Genomic DNA, 24,692 nt, shown 5'->3' on the forward strand with positions numbered 1-24,692 from the left:
CGGGCGCCGCCGCGAACTTCGAGGAGGCCGGCGCGGGCTACGCGAGGGGCGCCGCCGGGCCGTCCGGCGCGATCGGCACGACGCGCACCCGCTCTTCGTAGAGCGCGCCGCCCTCGCCGATGTCCGTTGTGCGGGCGCGGATCAGCGCGTTCGCGCAGCGGCCGTCGCGGAGGTGGCCTCCCTTCGGGACGAGCGCGACGTCGCGGCGCTGCGCGGGATCGTGGCGGAGCCGCACGGTCATCTCGCCGACGCGCGACGCGAGCCGACAGACGCCGCCGTCGGGCACGCCGCGCGCCGCGTCGGGGTGGACCGTCACGACGGCGGGGCCCTGCTGGGGACGCGCCCACTGCGAGCACTGCGACTTCTCGGTCGAGAGCGCCATGAGCAGCAGCGGGAACTCGGCCGCGTCGGGGTCGTCGCGCTCCTCCGGCGCCTCGGTGATCAGGTTGACCCGCCCGCTCGGGGTCGGGAACTTCCGGTCCGCGAACAGCACCTTCGGCGCCAGCGGGTTGCGCACCGGCTCGCGCTCCAGCGTCTCGAGGGTGACCCCGAACGGCGCGAGCCTCGGCTCGGCGATCCGCCGCTTCCAGTCGCGGGCGCTGCCGTCGAGCGCGCCGCCGAGGCCCACGCGGCGCGCGAGCCCCTGCACGATCTCGAGGTCGCTCTTCACCCCGTCCGGGGGCGGGACGACGGGCGTGGCGACGCCGAGGTAGTGGTGGCCGTAGGCGCCCAGCACGTCGTCCGCTTCGAGGAGCGTCGTCGTCGGCAGCACGAGGTGGGCGAGCCGCGCGGTGTCCGTGAGGAAGGCGTCGGCGACGACGACGAACTCGCGCGTCGCGAGCGCCTCCGCGACGGCGCGGGAGTCGGGCAGCATCGCGACCGGGTTGCCGGCGGTGACCCAGACGGCGCGGAGGGGCGGGTCGCTCATCCGGAGCACCTCCTGCCCGAACAGGGGCTCGCAGACGGTGCGGGGCGCGGGGCGATCGCCCTCGATCGGAGAGAGATCGAACGCGCCGCGCCGCTTGAAGTAGAACGAGACGCCGCCGCCGGGGACGCCGAGGTTCCCGCTCACGGCCGCGAGCGCGTCGAGGGCGCGCACGATCGCGCCCCCCGAGGTGCGGCGGCCCATGCCCCAGCCCACGAGGATGGCCGTGGGCCGCTCGGCGCCGAGGCGGCGCGCGAGATCGTGCGCGGCGCGCTCGGGCACGTCGGCGTCGCCGCACCACGCCGCGACGGAGCGGCGCTCGGCGAGCGCGCGGAAGGCGCCCAGGTGATCGCAGTAGCCCGCGGCGCCCGGGTCGGTCCACCCCTCGTCGAAGAGCACGCGGGCGACGGCCATGGCGAGCGCGAAGTCGCCGCCCGGGCGGGGCTGGTAGAACGCGGCGCACAGGGAGGCGGTCTTGTGGTGCACCGGATCGATGAGCACGAGCTCCGCGCCGCGCGCCCTGGCCTCGCGCAGCACCGGGAGGGTGTGCGGGCTCGAGGTGAAGACGTTCTTGCCCCAGAGCAGGATGTGCCGGGCGTTCTTCAGGTCGGCGAGATCGTGGCTGTCCTCCTCGCCGAAGTCGGCGAGCTGCGCGGCGTCGCCCGCGCCGGAGCAGATGTCGCCGCGCTTGACCGTGACCGGCCCGAACCGCGCGAAGAAGGCGTCGGTCATCGCCGTGAGCATCCCGAGCGAGCCGCCGCTCCGGTAGTGGAAGATCGCGGCGGGGCCCGACTCGGCGCGGATCCGCAGCAGCCGCTCGGCCGCGGTGTCGAGCGCCTCGTCCCACGAGACGGGCGTGAGCTCGCCGCCCTTGCGGAGCAGCGGCGTCGTCAGGCGCTCGGGCGAGTACTGCGTCTCCAGGAAGTGCGACGTGCGGTAGCAGAGGAAGCCGCGCGTTATCGGGTGCGCCGGGTCGCCGGCGAGGCGCACGACGCGGCCGTCCTCCACGGTGGCCACGATGCTGCAGGCGTCAGGGCAGTCGCGGTTGCAGACGGTCTTGCGGGTCTCCTGCATGGCGGCAGCCTAGACCAGGCGCGCGCGAGGCGGTGAGCGCGAGCTGCCCGGCCCCCGTCGAGCGAGCTAATCGGCGAGGCGCTCGGGGGCGTACTCGCGCGAGTCGTCGCCGGAGACCTCCTGGGCGATGGCCCGGAGCTGCTCGTAGCGCTCGCGCAGGAGGGACCAGAGCCGATCGCGGATGTCCCTCGAATCCAGCCGCTCGGAGGGGCGGGTGTTGGCGAGCAGCCACTTGGCGGTGGCGTTCACCCGGGTCACCTCGTCCTTGGTGATCGGGAACCGGTTCTGCACGTGACCCCACCGGTCCAGGATGAGGTTCGTGATCGTGGCCGCCGCGCTCGCGGGATCGCCGGCGACGAGCGCGCGCCGGACGATGCCGTAGGTCTCCGGGACGATGCCGCGCGGGAAGCACACCTCGGCCGCGGCGATCGTCGGGCGCAGCGCCTCGTGGAGCTGGTCGAGCCGCTCGGTCACCTCGGGCGGCGGCGCGCTCTCGGGCTGCATGCGCGTGACCGCGTAGTCGAGCGCCATGGCGAGCTCCGGCAAGCTGCGGATCGCGTCGAAGCGCGACTTCGGCAGGCGGCGCCGGTGGCGCGCCGGATCGCGCGTGACCGACTGCACGGCGCGCCGGACGATCGCGAGCACCCCGCTCGCGTCCCCGCGGAAGGCCAGCACGTTGGCCGCGGGGAGATCGCTCGCCGGCATCGCGTACCGCTCGTACCGCTCGCGATCCAGGCTCTCGTCGCCCCGAGCGCGCGGGTCCACCTGCGGCGGCGCCGCGGTCGACGGCACGGCCACCCCGGTCGACGCCGGCCGCTCGGCGGCCGACGGCTGTGGCTCGTCCGCGCCGGAGCGCGCCGACGGAGCGGGCGCTTCGGCGGCGCTCCTCAGCTCTCCCGCACCGGGCTCCACCGGCCCGGATGCCGCGCCCTGGGCGGAGCTCTCGGCCTCGAGCGGTGTGGACCGAAGCGCTGGATCCCGCAGCGCCTCGAGGTCGTCTCGCGCACGCGTCATCCCGATCATCGTACGTAAGTCGGCGCGACGGCACAAGATCCGGAGCCGCTGGCGAGCGCTGCCGTCGTCCGGTCGCCGCGTGGTCCCGCGCTCGTTCCGCGCTCGTTCCGCGCAGTCTGGCCGTTGTTCCGCGTTGTTCCGCGCAGTCTGGCCGTTGTTCCGCGTTGTTCCGCGTTGTTCCGCGTTGTGCCGCGCCATTTCGCGCGGTTTCGCTCATCACGCGCGGGTTCTGCTCCGCCCCTGTGCACGCTCAGGCGTGGAGCGCGTCCCAGAAGGTGCGCAGATCGTCCGAGAGCGGCGCCTCGACGCGCACGCGCTCGCCTGTCATCGGGTGCGTGAGCTCCAGCAGCGCGGCGTGGAGGGCGTGTCGGTCGAGCTCGAGCGCGCGGCGGTCCTCGTCGGTGAGCACGCCGTCGGCGCCGCGCGCGAACATGCCTTCGTCCGGGCCGTAGAGCTTGTCGCCGACGAGCGGCAGGCCGCTCGACGCGAGGTGGACGCGGATCTGGTGCTGCCGGCCGGTCTCCAGCGTGCACTGGACCAGCGCGTAGCGGCGGCCGGTGAGGGGATCGGCGCGGCGGCCCAGCACCTCGCACGCGGTGGCCGAGGCGAGGCCGCGGCCCGGCGGCGCGACGCGCATCTTGACCTTGTAGCGGCTCGACGTGTCGAGCTCGAGCGGCAGCTCGACGCGGAAGGCGTCGCGCTCGGGCCAGCCCCACGTGATCGCGGCGTAGCGCTTGAGGACGCCCGTGCGCTCCTCGAACTGCGCCTTCACCGTCCGATCGGCCTCGGGGGTGCGGCAGAGGAGGAGCACGCCGCTCGTCTCGCGGTCGAGCCGGTGGGCGAGGAACAGCCGCTCGCCGGGCCGCGCCGCCTCCATCATCTTGATGACGGTGCTCTTGTGGTACCGCGCCGTGGGGTGCACCGGCAGGCACGGGGGCTTGTTGACGGCGAGCAGCGCGTCGTCCTCGTGGAGGACCGGGATCGGCGTGTCGGGCGCCTGCTCGTCCCACGGCTCGCGCCAGAGGAGGATGCACTGCTCCGGCCGCACGCGGTCGCTGCCGCGCAGGCGCCGCGCGTCGGGCGAGTAGGCGCCGCGGGCGACGATCTCGGCGGCGCGCGTGCGGCTGGTCCGCTTGAGCTGACTCTGGACGAACCGGTCGAGCCGCATGCCCGCCGACTCGGGCGGCACGCGCAGCACCGTGACGACCGACCCCTCCGGCACCTCCGCCGGCCGCACCACCGGTGTGCCGCGGCCGAAGGGGCCGCTCGTGCCGGCGAGCTCCCGCGCGCTGATCCTCGTCATGGGTCGAGCTTGCCGTACGCCTTTAGCAAAAGCGCCGGCCGCGCGCGCGGAAAACGCGCGTGCCGGCGCGTGTTTTCCGCGCGCGGGCGCGCGTGTCTTCCGCGCGCGCCTGCGCGCCGTTCACAGGGGATCGATGATCTCGCAGGGGAAGTCGAACGAGATGCCCTGCGTCGCGGTCTTGAGGCGCTCGCAGGCGTCGCCGGCGAGCACGAGCTGGGTGGAGCTCTCCATGTGCCAGCCGTTCTGCTCGTCGTAGGGCACGGGCGCGCCGTCGATCAGCACCTGGCCTTCGGACGCGTGCGCGAGGTCGACCTCGATCGATCCCTGGAGGTCGAAGGTGCAGCTCTTCGCGCCGGAGATGGCGGCGTTGAGCTCGTTTTCCAGGGCGGTCGCGTTGGTCGGGTCCGGCGTGTAGACCATCGCGGCGCCGCCGACGTCGGCGTAGGTGCCCGCGCCGGTGAAGCAGGATTGCTGGGTGTCCTGGGGCCGCCGGACCGGCTGCCCGGCGCCGGCGTTCGCCAGGTCCTGGAGGTGCTCCGCGAACGAGCCCTCGCCGAGGCCGAAGACGAACGTGCCGATGCCCTGCGTGTATGCGGACTGCACCGCGCCTACGACGTCGTCGCGCGCGCACGCGGCGGGGCCGTCGTCGCAGCGGTCGGGCTCGCCGTCGGTCACGAAGAGGATGTACTTGGGGCCGGGCTCTCCGAACGCGACGAGCTCGGGGATGACCGTCTCGTTGAACGTCATGCCGGTGGGCGTCTCGAGCTTCTGGCCCGGCCTCATCGTGGCCTCGTCGTACGCGGCCACGATGTCGGCGTGGTTGTTGAGCGCGATGACGTCGGCCCCGGTGAGCAGCGGGCACTGCGCGGGCGCGACCCCCGTGAAGGTGAGGAAGCCGAAGCGCACCTTGTCTTGCAGGGCCTCGACGACGTTGAGCACGGCGGTCTTCAGCGGATCCCAGTACCCGCTGTCGTACATGCTGCCCGAGCGATCGACGACGATCATGACGGTCGGCGTCTGCGGCTCGAACGCGATGTCGAGCTGCTGACACCCGCCGCCGTCGCCGCCGGCGCCGCTGGCGACGACGAAGCTGCCGCCGCTGCCGACGAAGATCGGCTCGGAGCCGCCGGTGTTGTCGCCGCTGCCGACGGTCGCGGCGCCGCCGCCGCTGCCGCCGGAGCCGCCGGACGCGCCGGAGCCCTGGGACGAGGAGGCGTTGCCGTCGCCGCCGCCGCCGCAGCTCACGGCGATGCCGGCGGCGAGGAGGGGGAGGAACAGAGAGAGCCTGGGAAAGATAAGCGTGGTTCTCACGATAGAAAGATACACAGGCCGGGCCGGCGTGTCTTGGCCGGCCGGGCCTCGCTGCGGATGTGGCGCGGAGCGGCGCTCGCCCGGGCCATGCTGCGCTACCTCCGCGGTGACACAGGGCGCCGGCCGGCATACAGCGGCGCCTGTGCGGCCACGGTCCGGAGGCCGCCGCCGCGCAGGCGCGGGTCCGCAAGAGCACCCGGGCGTAGCGCAGCATGCAGGAGCGTCTGCGCGGGCCGACTCTTCAGTAAAAATTCATACAAATCTGTGTGCGGAGGTGCTTCTGAAAGTAAGCCACCATGCAGAAGTATGTCCGCCAGGGTCTCCGGAAAGCGGTGCAGCATACAGATCTGTCTGTGGCGCCGGTCCCGCATGTCCCGCGTCGGAGACGTGCGTCTGTCGCCGGACGCGGCGTCCGACTCGTGCCGGCGCGCTGGTGAGATGAGGGGCCCTGATAGGTTCGGTGACCATGGCGAAACCTACAAACCGACCCGAGAAAGCCCCGCCGGCGCGCGCCGCGGGAGAGGAGGGGGCCCGGAGCTACCAGGCCCTGTACAGGCAGTACCAGCGCGTCGCGGCGGACGTCCCGTCTTTCGAGGTGCAGGTGTGTCGCGCCGACCCGCGGCTCGTGCTGGTCAATGTGAAGCGCGGGGTGGCGGCGGTGCTCGGCACGAAGGAGCAGGTGCAGGCCGTGCGCGAGCACCTGCCGAAGATCCCGGTGAAGCCGGCGCAGGAGCTGCCGGACATCGCGCGTGCGCTGCTGTTCGCCTCGCGCGAGGCGCTCTCCCGGGCGGCGAGCCCGAAGGAGATCGAGAAGGCATTGCAGGAGATCAGCGGGCCGCGCGAGGAGCTGCTCACGCAGGCGGAGCTCTTCGCCAGGCGCGGGCTGCTCGACAAGGAGCGGGTGGCGCAGATCCGGGCCGGATCCGGCAAGTACGACACGGCCCGGGACGGCATGGAGCTCGCGGCGCTGTTCACCCAGCACGCGGAGGCGCTGAAGGGGCTGCACCCGTTCACGCGGGAGGAGATCGAGAAGCTCCGGCGGACGAGCGAGTGGCTCCTCGAGAACCTGACCCCGGCCGGGGCGCGGGCCGAGGCGAAGCGGAGGGAAAAGGGGCCCGCCGAGGACGCGCGAGACCGGCTGTGGACGCTGATCGTGCAGCGGTACGGGCACGTCCGGAAGATCGGGTACTACTTCCACGGCGACGACTTCGAGCAGGTCACGCCGCGGCTCCTGTCGCGGGTGAAGCCGGGTCGGTCCGGCGAAGAGGCGAGCGAGGAGCCCGAGGAGGGAGAGGACGAGGACAGTGAGGATGAGGAGGGGAATGGCGGGGAGGACGAGAGCGAGGAAGAAGGCGAGGGCGAGGAAGGCGAGGAGGACGAGAGCGAGGACGACGGCTGACGACGGTCAGGGCGCGACGCCCTGACACGACGGCGACTTCGTTCCCCAGCGTCGCGGCGGTCCTGCAGAGCCCACCGCCGCGCGCCGCCGTCCGAGCACCTGCGGCTCCGGCCCGCGTCTTGGCCGCGGGTGGGGACTTCCGGTAGAAGCGCACACGGCGAGGACCACGAAGGGCCCCGCACCCGAAGGCGCTTCCGATGATCAGCCCGCACGCTCGACATTCCTCCGCGACCTCCCCGACCTCGCGTACGCTCGCCCCGGAGGGAGCGACGCCGTGACCGCGGCCTCCAGCCCGAGCATCCGACAGGTCCTCGAGCGGCTCACGCGGGACGAGCTCGTCGCAGCCGTCGACCTCTATCAGATCGAGGTCGCCGATCGCCGCGCCAAGGCCGCGCTCGCCGACGCGCTCGTCCGCTCCCCGCACGCCGATCTCGCCGACGCCCTCGGCCGTCTCTCACGCGACCGCCTCAAGCAGCTCTGCCGCGACCTTTCACTCGACGACTCCGGACGCGAGAAGGCGGCCCTTGTCGATCGACTCCTGTCCCGTCAGGCGAGAGCCAACGGCCACGCCGGACAGATGACCTTGCCGCTCTCCGGCGGATCCCATGCCGCTACCGCTCCTGCATCGACGATGACGACCAGCACGCCGACCCCGCCGCCGCCCTCGCCCCGTAGCTTCGCGAGCTTCCGTGAGATCACCGATTTCCTCTGGCAAAACGCGGAGCGGCTCCGCGGGGCATACAAGCCGAACGAGTACGACAAAGTTATCCTGCCGCTGCTCGTCATTCGCCGGCTCGACTGCGTGCTGGAGCCGACGAAGCAGAAGGTGCTGGCGCGCCTCGCCGACCTCATGGCCCGTGGCATGAAGCCGAGCGACCCCGCCGTCGACAAGACGCTGCGCAAGGTTTCGGGCGTGCCGTTCTACAATGTCCACAAGCTCGATTTCGTGAGGCTCAAGGACGACTCGAGCCACATCGCCCAGAACCTGCGCGCTTACCTCAATGGTTTCTCGGCCAACGCGCGCGACATCGTCGAGCAGTTCAAGTTCGACGAGCAGATCAACCGTCTCGATGACGCCAACCTGCTGTACCAAGTTGTCGAGCTATTTGCTGGAGTGAACGTACATCCCGACGCGGTGCCGAACCACGTGATGGGAAGCATCTTCGAGGAGCTGATCCGGAAGTTCAACGAGAAGAAGAACGAGGAGGCCGGCGATCACTACACGCCGCGCGAGATCATCCGGCTGATGGTCGACCTGCTCTTCGTGGAAGATGATGACGCCCTCCGCAGGCCGGGGATCGTCCGCAGCCTGTTCGACCCCGCGTGCGGCACAGGTGGCATGCTCTCGGTCGCCGAGGAGTACCTGCGCGAGCTGAACCCGGAGGCGAGGCTCGAGGTGTTCGGGCAGGAGCTCAATCCGGAGTCGTACGCGATCTGCAAGTCGGACATGATCATCAAGGGGCAGAACCCGGAGAACATCGTCCGCGCGAACTCGTTCTCGGAGGACGGTCATGTCGGCCAGACGTTCGACTACATGTTGTCGAACCCGCCCTTCGGTGTGGACTGGAAGAACGTTCAAGCGGTCGTCGAGAAGGAGCACAAGGAGAAGGGCTTCGCCGGGCGCTTCGGGGCGGGGCTGCCCCGGATCAATGACGGGGCATTGCTCTTTTTACAGCACATGATCGCCAAGATGAAGCCGGTCGACCCGAAGACCGGAGAGGGCGGCAGCCGGATCGCGATCGTGTTCAACGGGTCGCCGCTGTTCACCGGAGACGCTGGCTCGGGCGAGAGCGAGATCCGGCGGTGGATTCTCGAGAATGACCTCCTCGAAGCGATCGTCGCCCTGCCGGATCAGCTATTCTATAACACGGGGATCTCGACATACATCTGGGTGATCACCAACCGCAAATCGAAGCACCGGAAGGGGAAGGTGCAGCTCATCAACGCGACCGATCTGTACCAGAAGATGCGGAAGTCACTCGGCAACAAGCGGAACGAGCTCGACAAGAAGCAGCATATCGACGTCATCGCCAAGACGTTCGGGGAGTTCACCGAGAGCGAAATCTCGAAGATCTTCGACAACGAGGACTTCGGATACCGGCGCATCATCGTGGAGCGGCCGCTTCGATTGAATTTCCAAGCGAGCCCGGAGCGCATCGAGCGGCTGCGGGAGGAGACGGCGTTCCAGAATTTGGCGAGGTCGAAGAAGAAGGGACCTGCGGCGGAGAAGGAGATCGAGACGGGGCGGGAGCAGCAGGATGCGATCCTGCGCGCGCTGCGGCGGCTCAACCCGGGGCAGGTATATAAGAGCCGGGGCCTGTTCGAGGAAGAACTCGCGGGGGTGCTGAGCGGCGCCGGCGTCGATGTGGGGGCGCCCGTGCGGAAGGCGATCCTCTCGGCTCTATCGGAGCGGGACGAGTCGGCGGAGATCTGCCGGGATGGGAAGGGACGGCCGGAGCCGGACAGCGAACTGCGGGATTACGAGAACGTGCCGCTCAAAGAGGACGTTGCTGCGTACTTCAAGCGCGAGGTGAAGCCGCATGTGCCGGATGCATGGATCGCTGGTGTCGAGATAAGTAATGGTAAAGCAAATGTTGTCAACGAAGGTAACGTGCGGGTCGGGTATGAGATCCCAATAACCCGGCATTTTTACAGATATAAGTTTTTGCGCCCGCTTAGCGAGATCGAATCGGAGATTCGGCAGGCCGAGAGGGAGATTCAAGCGTTGCTCGGTAAGGTGCTGCAGTGAAGGCGGTTGTCCGCTGCGATCGCTCTGTCCCCTGGGTGAACGATCTGTCCGCGAATTTGGAACGGATCCCGCTGAAGTACGTTGCTACGCTAAATGCGCGAGTCCTGCCCGAGACGACCGATTCTGATGTGTTGCTGTCTTATGCGGACATCGGAAACGTTGATTCTGTCCAAGGTATTGTTGGTGTCGAAGAGGTTAGGTTCGGACAGTCTCCGTCCAGAGCGCGACGCGTTCCTGTGGACGGTGACACCATCGTGTCGACTGTTCGAACTTATCTACGAGCCATAGCGTACATCGAGCGCCCGCCGCCCGGGTTCGTTTGCTCAACTGGCTTTGCCGTTGTTACACCAGGACGCCGCATCTGCTCGAAATATCTATATTATTGGCTTCGTTCTGAGCCTGTTGTAGATGAGATCTGTGCGAGATCGGTAGGCGTGAGCTATCCGGCGGTGAACGCGGACGAACTCGGTTCGCTACCCGTTCCGATCCCTCGTCTCGAACAGCAGATTCGTATTGTTGATTTTCTTGATCGCAGCCTCGAACCAGTAGATGAACTCATCGCCAAGAAGGAGCGGCTCCTTGGTCTGCTGCGGGAAAATCGGAAGGCGCTTATTGCGCAGGTTGTGACAAATGGTCTTGCTCCCGAAGTTCCCTTTCAGGATTCTGGGTTGGTGTTTCTTGGGAAATGTCCTAAGCACTGGCCGCTGCTTCGCCTAAAGCATATATCGCCTCGTATCAGCGGACGCCTCGTCTATCAGCCGGCTCAGTACTTCGCCGATGAAGGTGTGCCATTCCTAATGGGCAACAATGTCACAGAGCGCGGTATCGATTGGGCCGACGTGAGGCGAATTCCGGTTGAGGTTAACGAGCGCTTTGCTCGCCATGCACTTCGAGAGGGAGACGTTGTTACGGTGCGCGTTGGTGCGCCTGGTGTGACCTGTGTGGTTCCACGGGAGGCGGATGGGCTGAATTGTGGCTCTCTCATGATTGTTCGTCGTTCTGAGGCGTTCGATTCTAGATGGCTTGCTTATGTTATGAATAGTCCCGTCGTTCGCTCGCAGATCGAACTGGTTCAATACGGTGCAGCACAAGAGCAAATTAATATTACGGATGCGGTTAACTTTCTGGTTCCGGTGCCGCCGCTCGAAGAGCAGCGACGGATTGCTGATTTGCTGGATGAAAAGGTGAGGGGGCTGGATATGGCATTGAGCTCCGTCCGCCAGTCCATGTCAATTCTTCTCGAATACCGCCAAGCTCTCATCTCTGCCGCCGTGGTGGGCAAGCTTGATGTCACGAAGGACCCGCCATCGTGATCCGCGCCCCCTTCGAGGTCGGACCGTTCATCGGCCAGGACGAAGGGCAGCACTTCGACCGGAAATCGCTCTTCGAAGGCCCGGAGGGGCAGAAGCGCCCTCGTGACCGGCGGAGCGTCCGCGATCAGGTAGCCGAGTACGTCGCCGCGTTCGCCAACGCGGAGGGCGGCGTCCTCCTCCTCGGCATCGAGGACGACGGAAGCGCGACCGGTCATCGCTACCCGGCCGACGCGGTGCGCGCGATTCTCGACACGCCGCGTGCGCGACTTCGCCCGCCCCAGCCCGAAGGCTTCCTCGTCGAACATGCGGGGGTCGAGCTCCTGGTCTTCGACGTCCCGATCTCCGACGTCCCGGTCCAGGTCGATGGCGACGGGTTCCCCCTGCGCATCGGCGACAAGACGGTGCAGGCCAGCGAGTCACAGATCCAGAGCCTCAAGTTCCGCGGGCTCGTCGAGAGCTGGGAGTCCCGCCCCTCGCGCATGGCGCTGGCCGATCTCGATCCCGCGCTGCTCGCTCGCGCAAAGGCGGGCAGCGGCCTCGGGACCATCTCGGACGAGGAGTACCTCCTCAAGCGTAAGCTCGCGGATCGCCGGGGCCGCGACGTCGCGCTGCGCCGAGGGGCCGAGCTGCTCTTCGCGAGCGACGGGCCGGATCACCCGAACGCGGGCGTGCGGATCTTCCGGGTGGTCGGTGCCGAGCGGCGGCTCGGCGCCGAGCACAACGTCGAGGAGCGCCCCCGGATCGAAGGGAACCTCGGTCAGGTTCTCCCGGCGGTCTTCGCGGCCGTCGATGGGCTGGTCCGGCGGCCCTCGCGCCTCGTCGGCAACCGCTTTCGAGCGGTGCCGGAGTACCCGGAGTTCTCCTGGAAGGAAGCGATCCTCAACGCGGTCGCTCACCGGGACTACACCACGGAGGGGCGTACGACGGAGGTGTGGTTCTTCGACGACCGGCTCGAGGTGACCAACCCAGGGGGGCTCGTTCCCGACGTCGCCCTTGAGGATCTGCTCAGCCTCCGTCGCGTCCACGTGAGCAGGAACCCGCGCACCGTGCGCGCGCTGGTCGACCTCGGCTTCATGCGCGATCAGGGAGAGGGCATCCCGCGCATGTTCGCGGAGATGGAGGGTCTATTCTTGCCAGCGCCCGTACTGGACCCGTCGCCGCGAGAGTTCCGGATCACGCTCCGCAACACACCGACGTTGACGGCGGAGGACCGGTCGTTCGTCGCCTCACTCGGTGACGAGGAGCTCACAGACCTGGATTTCCGGGCGCTGCTCGAAGCGCACCGGCACGGCCGGATCGACAACGCTCGCATGCGGCAGATCTCCGGCCTCGATACCTTGGGCGCGAGCCAGCTCCTGCGGCGCCTGCGGGACCGAGAGCTCCTCACTCTGCACCCCGCCGGCTCAGCCAGCTTCTACGAGCTCGGCCCCACGGTGCGCAGCCGCTCCAAGAGCCGTGCTCGCCCGCTGGCCGGTCTGCCTGCCGAGGAACAGCTGGAGCTACCCACCGAGGAGGTCGCTGAGAGGGGGGAGCTGACCGAGAGCAGCGCCGCGGACAGGGGAGAGCTCACGCCGGATAGGGGGGAGCTCACGCCGGATAGGGGGGAGCTCACGCCGGATAGGGGGGAGCTCACGCCGGATAGGGGGGAGCTAACTGGAGGCAGCGGCGCGGATAGGGGGGAGCTCGCGGCCGATAGGGGGGACCTCGAGGATGTACCGCCGTCCGTACGGGAATTCCTGGGTTCGCTCGGTCCAAGGCCCAGAAGGGACCGCCTTCGGCAAGCAATTCTCCGCTTGACAGAGCTTCGCGCTTGGAAGCCGCCGGAGCTCGCCGGCCTGCTCGGCCTCGCCGATGCGGCGAAGCTCGTCGAGCGGCACCTCTCGCCCATGGTCACTGAGGGGCTCCTCGAGCGGACCCACCCCGAGAACCTGCGGCACCCCGAGCAGGCGTACCGCGCCCGCAAAGACGATCCGGCAGCCTCCAGGGACAAGGAGGACGACGACGATGCCCGGTAAGCACGACGAAAAGGCCCTCGAAGATGCCATCGAGGCGAGCCTCCTCGGCCTGGGCGGCTGGGTGAAGGGCGACCCGAAGACCTTCGACCCCGAGCGCGCGCTTCACCGGGCCGACTTCTTCGCCTTCGTCGAGGCTACGCAGCCCGAGCTCTGGGCCGACCTGAAGAAGCAGCACGGCGCCGGACTCGAAGACGGCGTCCTCGACACCCTGGTGAAGTCGCTCGAGACCCGCGGCACCCTCGACGTGCTCCGCCACGGGCTCAAGTTCTTCGGCAAGAGGATCGACTGCGCGGCCTTCCGGCCGGCCCATGGTCTCAACCCGGAGATCCTCGCGAAGTACACCAAGAACCGCCTCGTCGTGACGAGGCAGGCTCGCTTCATCGCCGACGCAGATGCAAAGGACTGCGTCGACCTGCTCCTCTCGCTCAACGGCCTGCCGATCGCGACCGCCGAGTTGAAGAACCACCTCACGAGGCAGAGCGTCCAGCATGCCATCCAGCAGTACCGGGCGCGGGACCCGCGGCACCGGCTGTTCCAGTTCAAGAAGCGCGCGCTCGTGCACTTCGCGGTCGACCCGGACCTCGTCTACACGACGACGCAGCTCGCCGGCGCGGACACGCGGTTCCTCCCGTTCAACCGAGGCCATCACGACGGCGCCGGCAACCCCGACCACCCGGGCGGCCATCGCACGGCGTACCTCTGGCAGGAGGTCTGGCAGCGGGACTCGTTCCTGGACATCGTGGGCCGGTTCCTCCACGTGCTCAAGAAGGAGGAGAAAGCCGCCGATGGGAAGAAGGTCGAGCGCGAGGTCGTCGTCTTCCCGCGCTACCACCAGCTCGACGCCGTCCGGAAGCTCGAAGCTGCGGCGCGGAAGGACGGCGCGGGCAACAGCTACCTGATCCAGCACTCGGCTGGCTCGGGCAAGTCCAACTCCATCGCCTGGCTCGCCCACCGGCTGGCGAGCTTGCACGACGACAAGGACCGGAAGGTCTTCGATTCGGTCGTCGTCATCACCGACCGGCGCGTCCTCGACCAGCAGCTCCAGGACAACATCTACCAGTTCGAGCACAAGCAGGGCGTGGTCGAGAAGATCAACGAGGACTCCGAGCAGCTCGCGAAGGCCCTCGCGTCCGGTACGCCGATCATCATCACGACCCTCCAGAAGTTCCCCTTCGTTACCGGGAAAATCGCGAAGCTGCCGCGGAGGAAGTACGCCATCATCGTCGACGAGGCGCACAGCTCCCAGAGCGGCGAGGGCGCGCAGAAGATGAAGGAGGTCCTGTCCGCGGGGTCGCTCCAGGAGGCCGAGCGGCAGGACGCGGAGGGGGATCAAGAGGACGAGGAAGACCGCCTGCTCAAGGTCATGATGTCGCGCGGCCGGCAGAAGAACCTCTCCTTCTTCGCGTTCACGGCGACGCCGAAGGCGAAGACGCTGGAGGTCTTCGGTGTTCGCGATGCGGAGGGCAAGCCAAGGCCCTTCCACATCTACTCGATGCGCCAGGCGATCGAGGAGGGCTTCATCCTCGACGTCCTGAAGAGCTACACGACGTACAAGGCGTACTACCGGCTGGTGAAGGCCACCGAGGACGGCCCGCGCGTGCCGAAGAAGGAAGCGACGCGGCAGCTCGCGCGCTTCATGAGCCTCCACCCGCACAACGTCGCCCAGAAGACCGAGGTGATGGTCGAGCACTTCCGGGCGAAGGTGCGCCACAAGATCGGCGGCAAGGCGAAGGCGATGCTCGTGACGAGCTCGCGCCTCCATGCCCTCCGGTACAAGCAGGCGTTCGACAAGTACATCAAGGAGAAGGGCTACAAGGACGTCGGTGTCCTCGTCGCGTTCTCGGGCAAGGTGGAGGACCCGGAGACGGGCCTCAGGTTCTCCGAGCCCGAGATGAACGTCGGCAAGGACGGGAAGCGCATCTCCGAGGCGGGGCTGCCCGCCGCCTTCGAGACCGACGACTTCCAGATCCTCCTCGCCGCGAACAAGTACCAGACCGGCTTCGACCAGCCGCTGCTCCACACGATGTACGTCGACAAGCGGCTCGCGGGCGTGCAGGCGGTCCAGACGCTCTCCCGCTTGAACCGCACCTGCAAGGGCAAGGAGGACACCTTCGTCCTCGATTTCGTGAACGAGGTCGAGGAGATCCAGCGGAGCTTCCAGCCTTACTACGAGCAGACCACGGTCTCCGAGACGGCCGACCCGCAGCAGCTCTACGATCTCGCGCACAAGCTGGAGGCGGCGCAGGTCTTCTGGGAGTCGGAGAAGGAGGCGTTCTGCAAGGTCTTCTTCGCGCCGCGCGACAAGCAGACCACCCACGACCACGCGGAGATGTACCGGCACCTCGGCCCGGGCGTCGATCGCTTCAAGGCGCTCGACGACGAGAAGCAGGACGAGTTCCGGAACGCCCTCGGCGCGTTCGTCCGGCTGTACGCCTTCCTCTCGCAGATCATGCCGTTCCAGGATCCGGATCTCGAGAAGCTCTACACCTTCTGCCGCTACTTCGAGATGAAGCTGCCGCACGACGCGAAGAGATCGCCGCTCAAGCTCGATGGCGAGGTCGCGCTGAAGTACTACCGCCTCGACAAGATCAGCGAGGGAGCGATCCAGCTCCGCGTCGCCGAGCGCGTGGGGCTGCGGAGCCCCGTCGAGGTGGGGACGCGGAAGGCGAACGAAGACGAGGCGAAGCTCTCGGAGATCATCGAGGTGCTCAACGAGCGCTTCGGCACCGAGTTCACCAAGGCCGACGAGCTCCTGTTCGACCAGTTCATCGAGGCCGCGAAGGCGGACGCCGAGGTCGTGCAGCGGGCGATGGCGAACCCGCTCGACAACTTTGCGCTGTCGATGAAGCAGAAGGTCGAGGACTTGATGATCGACCGCATGGACCAGAACCAGGACATCGTCACCCGGTACCTGAACGACCCGGAGTTCCAGGAGACGGTGTTCCGGCCGTTGGTGAAAAGACTTTACGAAGCCGTCCGGTCAGCGGGAACGAGCGCGGGCGCAGCACGCTGAACCGGCACGCGAGGGCGCGGCCGAGTACACCATGGCGCGGACGGCGAGCCCCGAGCGCGCTGTGGCGGCAGGTGCAGCGCGCTCTCGCCCCTCCGGCCGGCGGACCCAGGCGGCCCGGATTTCCCACCCCGGATCCCCGCCCCCGATGTGCGGAAGCCGCCCCGTGCGCCCCCCGGTTCGTGCTACACACGGCGCCCGCATGGACATCCTCTTCGCTGCTTCCGAGATCGCGCCCATCGTCAAGGTCGGCGGGCTGGCTGACGTCGTGTCGTCGCTCTCGAAGGCGCTCCGGCTGCTCGGCCACAAGGTGACGATCGCGCTGCCGCGCTACCGGGCGCTCGAGTCGAGCGGGCTGATGATGGCGCGGCGCCTCAACCCGATGCCGCTCGAGGTCGACCCGCAGATCGCGCCAGGGCCGATCCCGGTGACGCTCTTCGACGGGCGGCTCAGCACGGGCGTGGAGCTCGTCGTCCTCGATGTGCCAGGCTTCCACGATCGGACCGGCATCTACGGCGAGGATGGGCGCGACTACGAGGACAACGCGCGCCGGTTCTCGCTGTTCTCCCGCGCCGTCGTCGAGCTCGTCCGCCAGCGAGCCCGGTCGGGGTCGCCGTTCGATATCGTCCACGTCCACGACTGGCCCACCGCCATGGTGGCCTACCTGCTCCGGCACCAGCAGTCCGTGCCCGGCCGGACCGTGCTCACCCTCCACAACGTGGCCCACCAGGGCCTCTTCCCGAAGGACGCGCTCGCGTACCTCGGCCTCGACGACGACCACTTCCGGCCAGACCGGCTCGAGTTCTACGGCCAGCTCAACTTCCTGAAGGGCGGCATCCTCTCCGTCGACGCGCTCACCACCGTCTCGAACACCTACGCGAACGAGATCCTCACGCCGAAGCAGGGAGAGAAGCTCGACGGCGTGCTCCGCACCCGGTCGAAGCAGCTCACCGGCATCGTGAACGGCATCGACTACGCCGTGTGGAACCCGATGACCGACCCGGCGATCATCGCGCGCTACGACGCCGAGGACGTGAGCAACAAGGGCCGCTGCAAGAGCGCGCTCCTCCAGGAGATCGGGCTCGAGATCCGGCCGGAGCGCCCGCTGCTCGTGTCCGTCGGTCGGGTCGTCGCGCAGAAGGGGAGCGACCTTCTCGCGAGCGCCCTGCCGAAGATCCTGAAGGGCGACGTCAGCGTCGTCGTGGCCGGCGAGGGCGACCCCGAGCTCATGGAGAAGCTCGCCGCCGCCGCGGCCAAGGCGCCCGAGCGCGCGAAGTTCCTCGGCGGCGTGAGCGAGGCCGTCGTCCACCGCCTCATGGCCGCGGCCGACCTCGTCGTCGTGCCGTCGCGCTTCGAGCCGTGCGGCCTCGTGCAGCTCTACGCGCAGCGCTACGGCGCCGCGCCGATCGCGTGCCGGACCGGGGGCCTCATCGACACGATCGTCGACCTCGACGCCGCCCTGGAGACGGGCACGGGGTTCCTGTTCGACAAGCCGACCGCCACGTCGCTCCTCGGCGGCGTGCAGCGGGCGCTCGGCGCCCTGACCTCGCCGCGCTGGCCCGCAGTCCAGCGCCGGATCATGCGCCTCGACCTCGGCTGGGATCGGCCCGCGCGCCGCTACGTCCAGGTCTACCGGCAAGCCCTCGCGAGCTGAGCGCGGCGCGACCGGAACGAACGGCCTCGCCGGAACGAACGGGCTCGCCGGAACGAACGGCCTCGCCGGAACGAACGGGCTCGCTGGAACGAACAGCGGGCTCGCCGGAACGGCGCGCGAGGGGGCGATCTGCACCGGGCGTCGCCCGCGCGACAACATGACGCATTGTCGTGAGGCAGCGGCGTCGCATAGTGCAGCGCCGTGCTGCCCAGAACCATCGCTTGCGCCGCGGTGCTGCTGTCGCTCACGGCGTCCCCGACGGTGGCGCGCGCGTCGGCCTGCTGCGGGACGGGCCACGGGTCGGCGCAGTGGCTCGCCCCCTCGGAGCGCGCCGCCGCGAGCTTCTCCCTCCGGCTCACCGAGCAGATCGGGGCGTGGTCGGTGGGGCGCGACTTCGCGCCGTCCGGCGAGGGCGCCTACCGCCGCGAGCTGAGGGCCGAGGCCGGGTGGACGGTGCGGATCCGGGAACGCGTCCAGCTCGGCGTCGCCGTCCCGCTGATCGCGGCGTGGGGCGGGTCCCCCGGCGGCGCGTCGTCCTCGGGCGGCGGGCCGGGCGACATCAGCGTCGTGGGACGGGTCACGGTGGTCGAGGAGCACCTGTTGCCGTGGCTGCCGGCCGCCGCGTTCACGCTCGCCGCGTCCATCCCGACCGGCACCCTCCAGGACCCCGCGGTCGATCCGCTCGGCGTCGACACGACGGGCCTCGGCGTCGCCGAGATCCGGCCGGGCATGCTGTTCGAGAAGTCGTGGGGGTCGTTCCAGGCGCTGCTCGCCGGCTCGGTCGGCATTCGCACCAACTACCGCCTGTCGACGGGCGAGCGGATCGCGCCCGCAGAGCGTGTGCAGATCCTCGCGGCCGCAGGGCCCGTGTGGTCCTCCGGGGCCTCGCTCGCCGCAGGCGCCCTGTACGAGCGCGAGGGGGCGCCGCGCGTCGGCCGCCACCTCATCGATGGCATGGCGCGCGAGCGGACCGCGCTGCTCGCCGTGCTGGCGTACGACATGAGCCCGCGCTGGACGGCCGTGGGCAACGTCCAGGCGGACCTGCCCATCTCCGGGATCGGCCGCAACGAGGGCGCCTTCGTCGCGCTGTCCGCCGGCCTCCGTCACGTGTGGGGAAGACATGACTGAACGTCGCGATCGTCCATCGGCAGGCGCAGCGCGCCGCGGGGCTCAGACACGGAGGGCGGCGCTCGCGGCGCTCGCCCTGGTCGCGCTGCAGGGCTGCGGAGCGCCGCCCGCGGGCGAGGACTCCGGGAGCCGGATGGGGATCGGCAGGAACGGGCGCATCGAGTTCGCGGTGGAGCCGACAAGGCCGATCGAGCAAGGCCGGAACACCTTCCACGTGCGGCTCACCTGGGCCGACTCGGGGAACCCGGTGAAGCGGATCAGGCTCCGCGTCCACGCCATGATGCTGGGCATGGCCCACGGCGCGTCGATCCACGACGGCCGGGAGATCGAGCCCGGGCTCTACGAGGTGACCGACGTCGCGTTCACGATGGGCGGCCTCTGGGACGTGCAGGTCCGCGCCGTGGACGCGTCCCTCATCGACGAGGCGGAATTCGAGTACGAGGTGCACTAGGCTCTCGCCTCGTGCGAAAATTCTCAGAGACCTGCTGCGCGCGTCGCGATCGCCGCGCGACGAGCGCGACCCGAGCGACGAGCGCCCCGCGGCGAGGCGCCGTGGCGGCCTCCGCCGCCGCGCTTCTGTCGATCGCGGCGGTCGCCGCGCCCGCCTCGGCCAACGGTCGCTTCCCGGCCGCGGGGCAGATCGCCGTCCACCCGAGCGATCCGTCGCGCATGCTCGTGCGCGCGACCTTCGGCCTGCTCGCCACGCACGACGGCGGCGAGGAGTGGCGCTGGATCTGCGAGCCGGTCGTCGGCTTCGGCGACAACGAGGACCCGATGGTGGCCTTCCTCGCGGACGGGACGATCGTCGCCGGCGTGTTCGACGGGCTCAGCGCGTCGAAGAACGGCGGCTGTGACTGGTCGTTCGCTCCGGGCGACCTCAAGGACCGCTACGTGATCGACCTGTCGGCCGATCGCGAGGACCCGTCCCGGGCCGTGCTCGTCGTCAGCATCGGGCTCGGCGCTGGGCGCTTCCTGACCCAGCTCTGGGAGACGAGCGACAACGCGGAGCGCTGGACCAAGGCGGGCGCCGACCTGCCCGAGGACTTCCTCGCGCACACCGTCGACGCGGCCCCCTCGCGCCGCGAGCGCGTGTACCTGAGCGGCCGCTTCGGCGCGCCCGACTACGCCGGGGCGCTCGAGCGGACCGACGATCGCGGCGCGACGTGGACGCGGCTCGACATCCCGGGGAGCGACGACAGGCGCCTGCCGTACATCGGCGCGATCGATCCCGCCGACCCGGACACCCTCTACGTGCGGCTCGACGGCGAGCCGGCCGACACGCTGATCGTGTCGCACGACGGCGGGGAGACCTTCACCACGATCTTCGAGGGCCAGGGCAACCTCCTCGGCTTCGCGCTGTCGCCGGACGGAGGGAGCCTGGTCGTGGGCGGACCCAGGGACGGGATCTGGCGCGCGCCGGCCAGCTCGCTCGAGTTCACGAAGGTCTCGGACGTCGGCGCGCGGTGCCTGACCTGGACCGCCGAGGGCATCTTCGCCTGCGGCGACGAGTTCACCGACGGCTTCACCGTGGGCCGGTCGACCGACGAGGGGGAGACCTTCACCGCCCTCTTGCACCTCAACGGGCTGTGCGGCCCGATCGAGTGCGCGCCCGAGAGCGGCGCGGCGTCGGTGTGCACCGACCTCTGGGGCGCGACGGAGCTCGTCGTCGACTCGAGGCAATGCGGCGGCGACGCCGGGGCCGGCGGCGACGGCGGCGGCGGATCCGTGCCGCCGCCGGCGAGCGAGCCGGACGGGTGCGGGTGCAAGATCGGCGCGGCAGGGGCCCGGGCCGCGGGGCGGTCCGGCGGCGGCGCGACCTGGCTCGCGATCCCCGCCGCGGGCGCGCTCGCGCTCAGGCGAGCGCGCCCGCGCCGGCGCTAGCGATCGGTCGCTCGCGCCGGTGCGACCGATCGGTGTCCGCTGCCGCGCGAGCGGTCGACGCGCGGCGCGCCGGAGCGCGCTCGACGGGAGGTGCGCTTCATGACACTTCGGCAGGAGTCCTTCCCAAGTGCCTCGCGAGGAGCGCTTCATAACCGCTTATGGAAGAGCGTTCGCCGGGCGATCGGACGGAGCGCTGGGGACCGCCGCGGCGCCGTCCCCACGCGAGCCAGCGAGCCGGCGGGCTGGGCGCGATCCCGTTCGTTTCTGGATCTACGTCATCGCGGGGTGGCGTAGACTGAAGGTGCCTCGGCTCCGGCCAGCGCGTGAATGGCCACTAGAGACCTTCCCAAGTCGCTGCTCGCCGCTTTCCTCCGCGCCCACGGCGCGGAGATCCTCGAGGCGTGGGAGCGCGCCGAGCGACGCCGCGCGCCGGGCGAGCAGTCCCCCGGATACCTCGCGCTGCGCGAGGAGCTGCCCTCCGTCTTCGAGCGCATCGCCGAGCGCCTCGACGCGGCCGTGTCGACGGCGGTGGTGCCGCAGGGCGACGAGGCGCGCGACTCGTGGACCGGCGTCGAGTCCGTGGCGGCCGAGTTCGAGCCGCTGCTCGGCTTCCGCATGCTCGACCGGCTGCGCGACGGGTTCGACCTCGAGGACGTGACCGCGCAGTACTCGGTGCTGCGCCGCTGCGTGCTCCGCGCCCTCGAGCGGACAGGCACGCAGCCGTCGTGGCTCGAGATGACCGTCCTTCACGAGGCGCTCGATCAGGTGATCATCGATCCGGCCACCCGGAGCGCGGCGTCGCGCGAGCGCGCGCTCGGCGCGCTCGATCGCGTCTCGGCCGAGGGCATGGGCAACGCGCACGTCGACCGGCTCCTCCGGCGGCTGCTCGAGGTGCTCCTCGAGTCGGCGCGCTCGGTCGACTGGGCGGTGATGCTGCTCCTCGAGGGCGAGGTGCTGCGGATGCGCGCGACGATCGGCGTCGACGAGGCGATGTGGGGGCTGCGCGCCTACCGGCTCGCCGAGGGCTTCATCGGCCGCGTGGTGCGCGAGCGCCGGCCGGTGGCGCTGCGCTCGGCGGCGCCGGACCCCCTGGCCACCGACGCGGGCGGCGGCGCCGCCGGGCCCGAGTCGGGCCCGCAGGGCGAGCGCCCGAGCGACGCGCTCCACGCGCTCTACGGCGTGCCGATGCTCTCGGAGGGGCGCCTCGTCGGCGTCGCGGTCGTGAGCTCGCGCCGCGTGGCGGAGTTCTCCGAGGGCGACCGGCTGCTCTTCAGGAAGGCGGCCGAGCGCGCGGCCGCGCTCGCGACCCAGGCCCAGCTCCGCGAGCAGCTCGCCTCGGAGCGCAGCCGGCTCGAGGCGGCGATCCAGCGGCTGCCGTTCGGCGTGGCCGTCGCGGAGGGGCCGTCGGGCACCCTCGCGCTCACGAACCGGCGGTTCGCGGAGATCGTCCGCGGCCCCGAGGAGACCCCGAGCAACGCCCCGCGGCGGACGCTGCTCAGCGAGACCGACGACGACCAGCGCGCGCGCTGGCTGCTCTCCCGGGCGCTCCACGGCGAGACGGTCGCCCGCGAGGAGCTCGAGTTCCTCCGGGCCGACGGGGAGCGCCGGCGCGGGAGCTTCACCGTCACGCCGGTGCGCGACGTGGAGGGGCGGGTCACCGCGGCCGTGATGCTCGTCGAGGACGTGACGGAGTCGCGGAAGGCGGAGCACGCGCGCGAGCTGCTCGCCGAGGCGCGCGCGCTGATGACGCAGTCGCTCGACCACGACGCGACGGTCGAGCAGGTGGTGCGGGTCGCCGGCGAGCGCTTCGCGGACCTCTGCGCGCTCGACCTCGACGACGTCGGCGGCCTGCCGCGGCTCCTCGCGGCCGCGCGCCCGCCCGAGGCGAGGGCGCTCCTGCCGAGGCTGCTCAAGCACCCGCCGCTGCTCCTCGGCGAGACCGGCCCGCTGGCCGAGGCGACGTCCCGCAGGGAGATCACCCTGGTCCCGCTGGTCACCGATCCGTGGCTCCAGCGCGTCGCGCGCGGGCCGGAGCACCTGTCGGCGCTGCGGGAGCTCGGCGCCCGCTCGGCGATCGTCGTGCCGCTCGCGGCGCGCGGCCGCAAGCTGGGCCTGATGAGCCTCTGGACGGTCGAGCGCGACCTCCGCCAGGACGACCTGGACGCCGCGGCCGAGCTCGGGCGCCTCGCGTCGCTGGCGATCGAGCTCGCGCGGCTCCACCGCGAGGCGGCGCGCTCGCGGTGAGCCGCCGGGGTCGCCCGGCCCCTTGCGTCCCGGCGGCGGATGAGGCGAAGCTCCCGCCCTCGCACGCCATCCCATGACCACCGCCCACCAGGAACGTCCCCTCGCTGTGCTCGTCGGAGTGCAGCTCCCCGGCGTCGATGACGTCGAGCACGCCGCCGATCTCGCCGAGCTCGGCCGCCTCGTCCACACGCTCGGCTTCGAGGTGATCGCGACCGTGTCGCAGCGGCGCAGCGCGCTCGCGGCGGCCGCGGTGCTCGGGGAAGGGAAGCTGAAGGAGCTCGCGGAGATCACGGGCGGCAGCGGCGTCGTGCCGTCGGGCGCGCCGGAGCGGAAGAACAAGGCGCGCGCGCGCCGCGCCGCGGAGGGCGGCGAGGACGAGGACGACGGCGAGCTCCTCGGGGACGAAGGCGACGAGGAGGACGACGGCGGCGCGGCCTCGGACGGCGCGGAGCAGCGGGCGGCGCGCAGGGCGACCGTCGTCGCGGTCGACCACGACATCTCGCCGAGCCAGGCGCGCAACCTGGAGCGCGCGACGGGCGCGCAGGTGCTCGACCGGGCGGGCGTGATCATCGAGATCTTCCACCGCCACGCGCGGAGCCGCGAGGCGAAGCTCGAGGTCGAGATCGCCCGGCTCAACTACGTCGCGCCGCGGCTCCGCGAGACGGGCGGGGGCGGGGACCGGCAGCGCGGCGGCATCGGCGGCAAGGGCGCCGGCGAGAGCGCGCTCGAGCTCGATCGCCGCAAGATCCGCGACCGGATCGCGGAGCTGAAGCAGGAGCTCGCGTCGATCCAGCGCGAGCAGTCGACGCGCCGCGCGCTCCGGCAGGGGCAGCGCCGCGTCGCGCTCGTCGGCTACACGAACGCCGGCAAGTCGTCGCTGATGCGGGCGCTGACGGGCAGCGAGGTGCTCGTCGCGGACAAGCTGTTCGCGACGCTCGACACGACGGTGCGCGCGCTCCACCCGGAGGTGCGCCCCCGGGTGCTCGTCTCGGACACGGTCGGCTTCATCAAGAAGCTGCCGCACGATCTCGTGGCGAGCTTCCGCTCGACGCTGGACGAGGCGCTCGAGGCGTCGCTCCTGCTCTACGTGGCCGACGCGTCGGACCCGACGTTCCGCGATCAGCTCGGGGTGACGCGCAGCGTGCTCTCCGAGATCGGGGCGAGCGAGGTGCCGAGCCGGCTCCTGCTCAACAAGGTGGACCGGCTGTCGGAGGACGAGCGGGACGCGCTGCGCCTGGAGTTCCCCGAGGCGACGCTGCTCTCGGCGAAGACCCCGGCCGACGTGGCGGCGCTGCGGGAGGCGATCATCGCCTACTTCGAGGCGTCGATGGTGGAGGCCGAGCTCTTGCTGCCGTACGCGAAGCAGAGCCTCATCGGCGAGATCTACGAGAATGCGCGCGTGCTCTCGGAGGAGTACGGCGACGACGGCGGCCGGCTCTCGGTGCGGGCGCACCCCGCGGCGCTCGATCGGCTGCGCAGCCTGCTCGCGCGCTGAGCGCGGCGCGGCGGCGCCTGCGGCGGCGCAGGAACAGGCCGATGGCGAAGGCGAGCAGGTGGAGCCCAGCGATCACCGCGACGAGGATCCACCGTTGCACGCGCGGAGCGTAGCACCGCGGGGACGGAGCGCGGGGCGCGCTCGCTCGCGTGCTACGTTCCCCTCCGACCCGTCCCG

At 70.3% G+C, this 24,692-nt stretch carries 15 protein-coding genes; 11 read left to right on the forward strand and 4 right to left on the reverse strand.

All coding sequences use genetic code 11. The annotated features are described in order from the left end of the window. Positions 1–37 precede the first annotated feature (37 nt). The 4 genes from WMF24_RS16075 to WMF24_RS16090 form a co-directional block, all read right to left on the reverse strand. Positions 38–1,999 carry a molybdopterin-containing oxidoreductase family protein gene (locus WMF24_RS16075; protein WP_437737290.1) on the reverse strand — a complete coding sequence of 654 codons (1,962 nt, stop codon included), beginning with the start codon at positions 1,997–1,999 and terminating at the stop codon, positions 38–40. Positions 2,000–2,065: 66 nt separating this feature from the next. Continuing rightward, positions 2,066–3,013: a hypothetical protein gene (locus WMF24_RS16080; protein ID WP_437737291.1), complete on the reverse strand. Its 948-nt coding sequence runs from the start codon at positions 3,011–3,013 to the stop codon at positions 2,066–2,068. Positions 3,014–3,263: 250 nt separating this feature from the next. After that, on the reverse strand, positions 3,264–4,316 hold the full coding sequence (locus WMF24_RS16085) for an RluA family pseudouridine synthase (RefSeq protein WP_437737292.1): 1,053 nt from the start codon (positions 4,314–4,316) through the stop codon (positions 3,264–3,266). Between the two features lie 120 nt (positions 4,317–4,436). Beyond that, positions 4,437–5,627 (reverse strand): vWA domain-containing protein, encoded by a 1,191-nt coding sequence (locus tag WMF24_RS16090; RefSeq protein WP_437737293.1) that lies wholly within the window; start codon positions 5,625–5,627, stop codon positions 4,437–4,439. A gap of 466 nt (positions 5,628–6,093) precedes the next feature. Between WMF24_RS16090 and WMF24_RS16095 the strand changes: the two genes are divergently transcribed. From WMF24_RS16095 to hflX, 11 genes are all read left to right on the forward strand, one after another. Further along, on the forward strand, positions 6,094–7,026 hold the full coding sequence (locus tag WMF24_RS16095; protein ID WP_437737294.1) for a hypothetical protein: 933 nt from the start codon (positions 6,094–6,096) through the stop codon (positions 7,024–7,026). A 274-nt stretch (positions 7,027–7,300) separates the two neighbouring features. Further along, complete coding sequence (locus WMF24_RS16100) at positions 7,301–9,775, forward strand: N-6 DNA methylase (protein WP_437737295.1); 2,475 nt, start codon at positions 7,301–7,303, stop codon at positions 9,773–9,775. A gap of 236 nt (positions 9,776–10,011) precedes the next feature. Further along, positions 10,012–11,088, forward strand: a complete 1,077-nt coding sequence (locus WMF24_RS16105; protein ID WP_437738812.1) for a restriction endonuclease subunit S — start codon at positions 10,012–10,014, stop codon at positions 11,086–11,088. Continuing rightward, a complete protein-coding gene (locus WMF24_RS16110) occupies positions 11,085–13,103 on the forward strand; it encodes an ATP-binding protein (protein ID WP_437737296.1) in 2,019 nt (672 codons plus the stop codon). The genes WMF24_RS16105 and WMF24_RS16110 overlap by 4 nt, the downstream gene beginning before the upstream one ends. Continuing rightward, entirely contained in the window at positions 13,093–16,116 is a 3,024-nt protein-coding gene (locus WMF24_RS16115; RefSeq protein WP_437737297.1) for a type I restriction endonuclease subunit R, read from the forward strand. The genes WMF24_RS16110 and WMF24_RS16115 overlap by 11 nt, the downstream gene beginning before the upstream one ends. 199 nt (positions 16,117–16,315) lie before the next feature. Further along, positions 16,316–17,767, forward strand: a complete 1,452-nt coding sequence (gene glgA, locus WMF24_RS16120) for a glycogen synthase GlgA (protein WP_437737298.1) — start codon at positions 16,316–16,318, stop codon at positions 17,765–17,767. A 201-nt stretch (positions 17,768–17,968) separates the two neighbouring features. After that, positions 17,969–18,895: a hypothetical protein gene (locus tag WMF24_RS16125; RefSeq protein ID WP_437737299.1), complete on the forward strand. Its 927-nt coding sequence runs from the start codon at positions 17,969–17,971 to the stop codon at positions 18,893–18,895. Next, a complete protein-coding gene (locus WMF24_RS16130; RefSeq protein WP_437737300.1) occupies positions 18,888–19,346 on the forward strand; it encodes a FixH family protein in 459 nt (152 codons plus the stop codon). Before WMF24_RS16125 ends, WMF24_RS16130 begins: the two co-directional genes overlap by 8 nt. An 11-nt stretch (positions 19,347–19,357) precedes the next feature. Next, positions 19,358–20,776 carry a WD40/YVTN/BNR-like repeat-containing protein gene (locus WMF24_RS16135; protein WP_437737301.1) on the forward strand — a complete coding sequence of 473 codons (1,419 nt, stop codon included), beginning with the start codon at positions 19,358–19,360 and terminating at the stop codon, positions 20,774–20,776. 327 nt (positions 20,777–21,103) lie between these two features. Continuing rightward, entirely contained in the window at positions 21,104–23,020 is a 1,917-nt protein-coding gene (locus tag WMF24_RS16140; RefSeq protein ID WP_437737302.1) for a GAF domain-containing protein, read from the forward strand. A 73-nt stretch (positions 23,021–23,093) separates the two neighbouring features. Then, on the forward strand, positions 23,094–24,515 hold the full coding sequence (gene hflX, locus WMF24_RS16145) for a GTPase HflX (protein WP_437737303.1): 1,422 nt from the start codon (positions 23,094–23,096) through the stop codon (positions 24,513–24,515). The last annotated feature ends 177 nt before the right edge of the window (positions 24,516–24,692 follow it).

It is taken from the genome of Sorangium sp. So ce1335, from assembly GCF_051521615.1.
Lineage (GTDB): Bacteria > Myxococcota_A > Polyangia > Polyangiales > Polyangiaceae > Sorangium.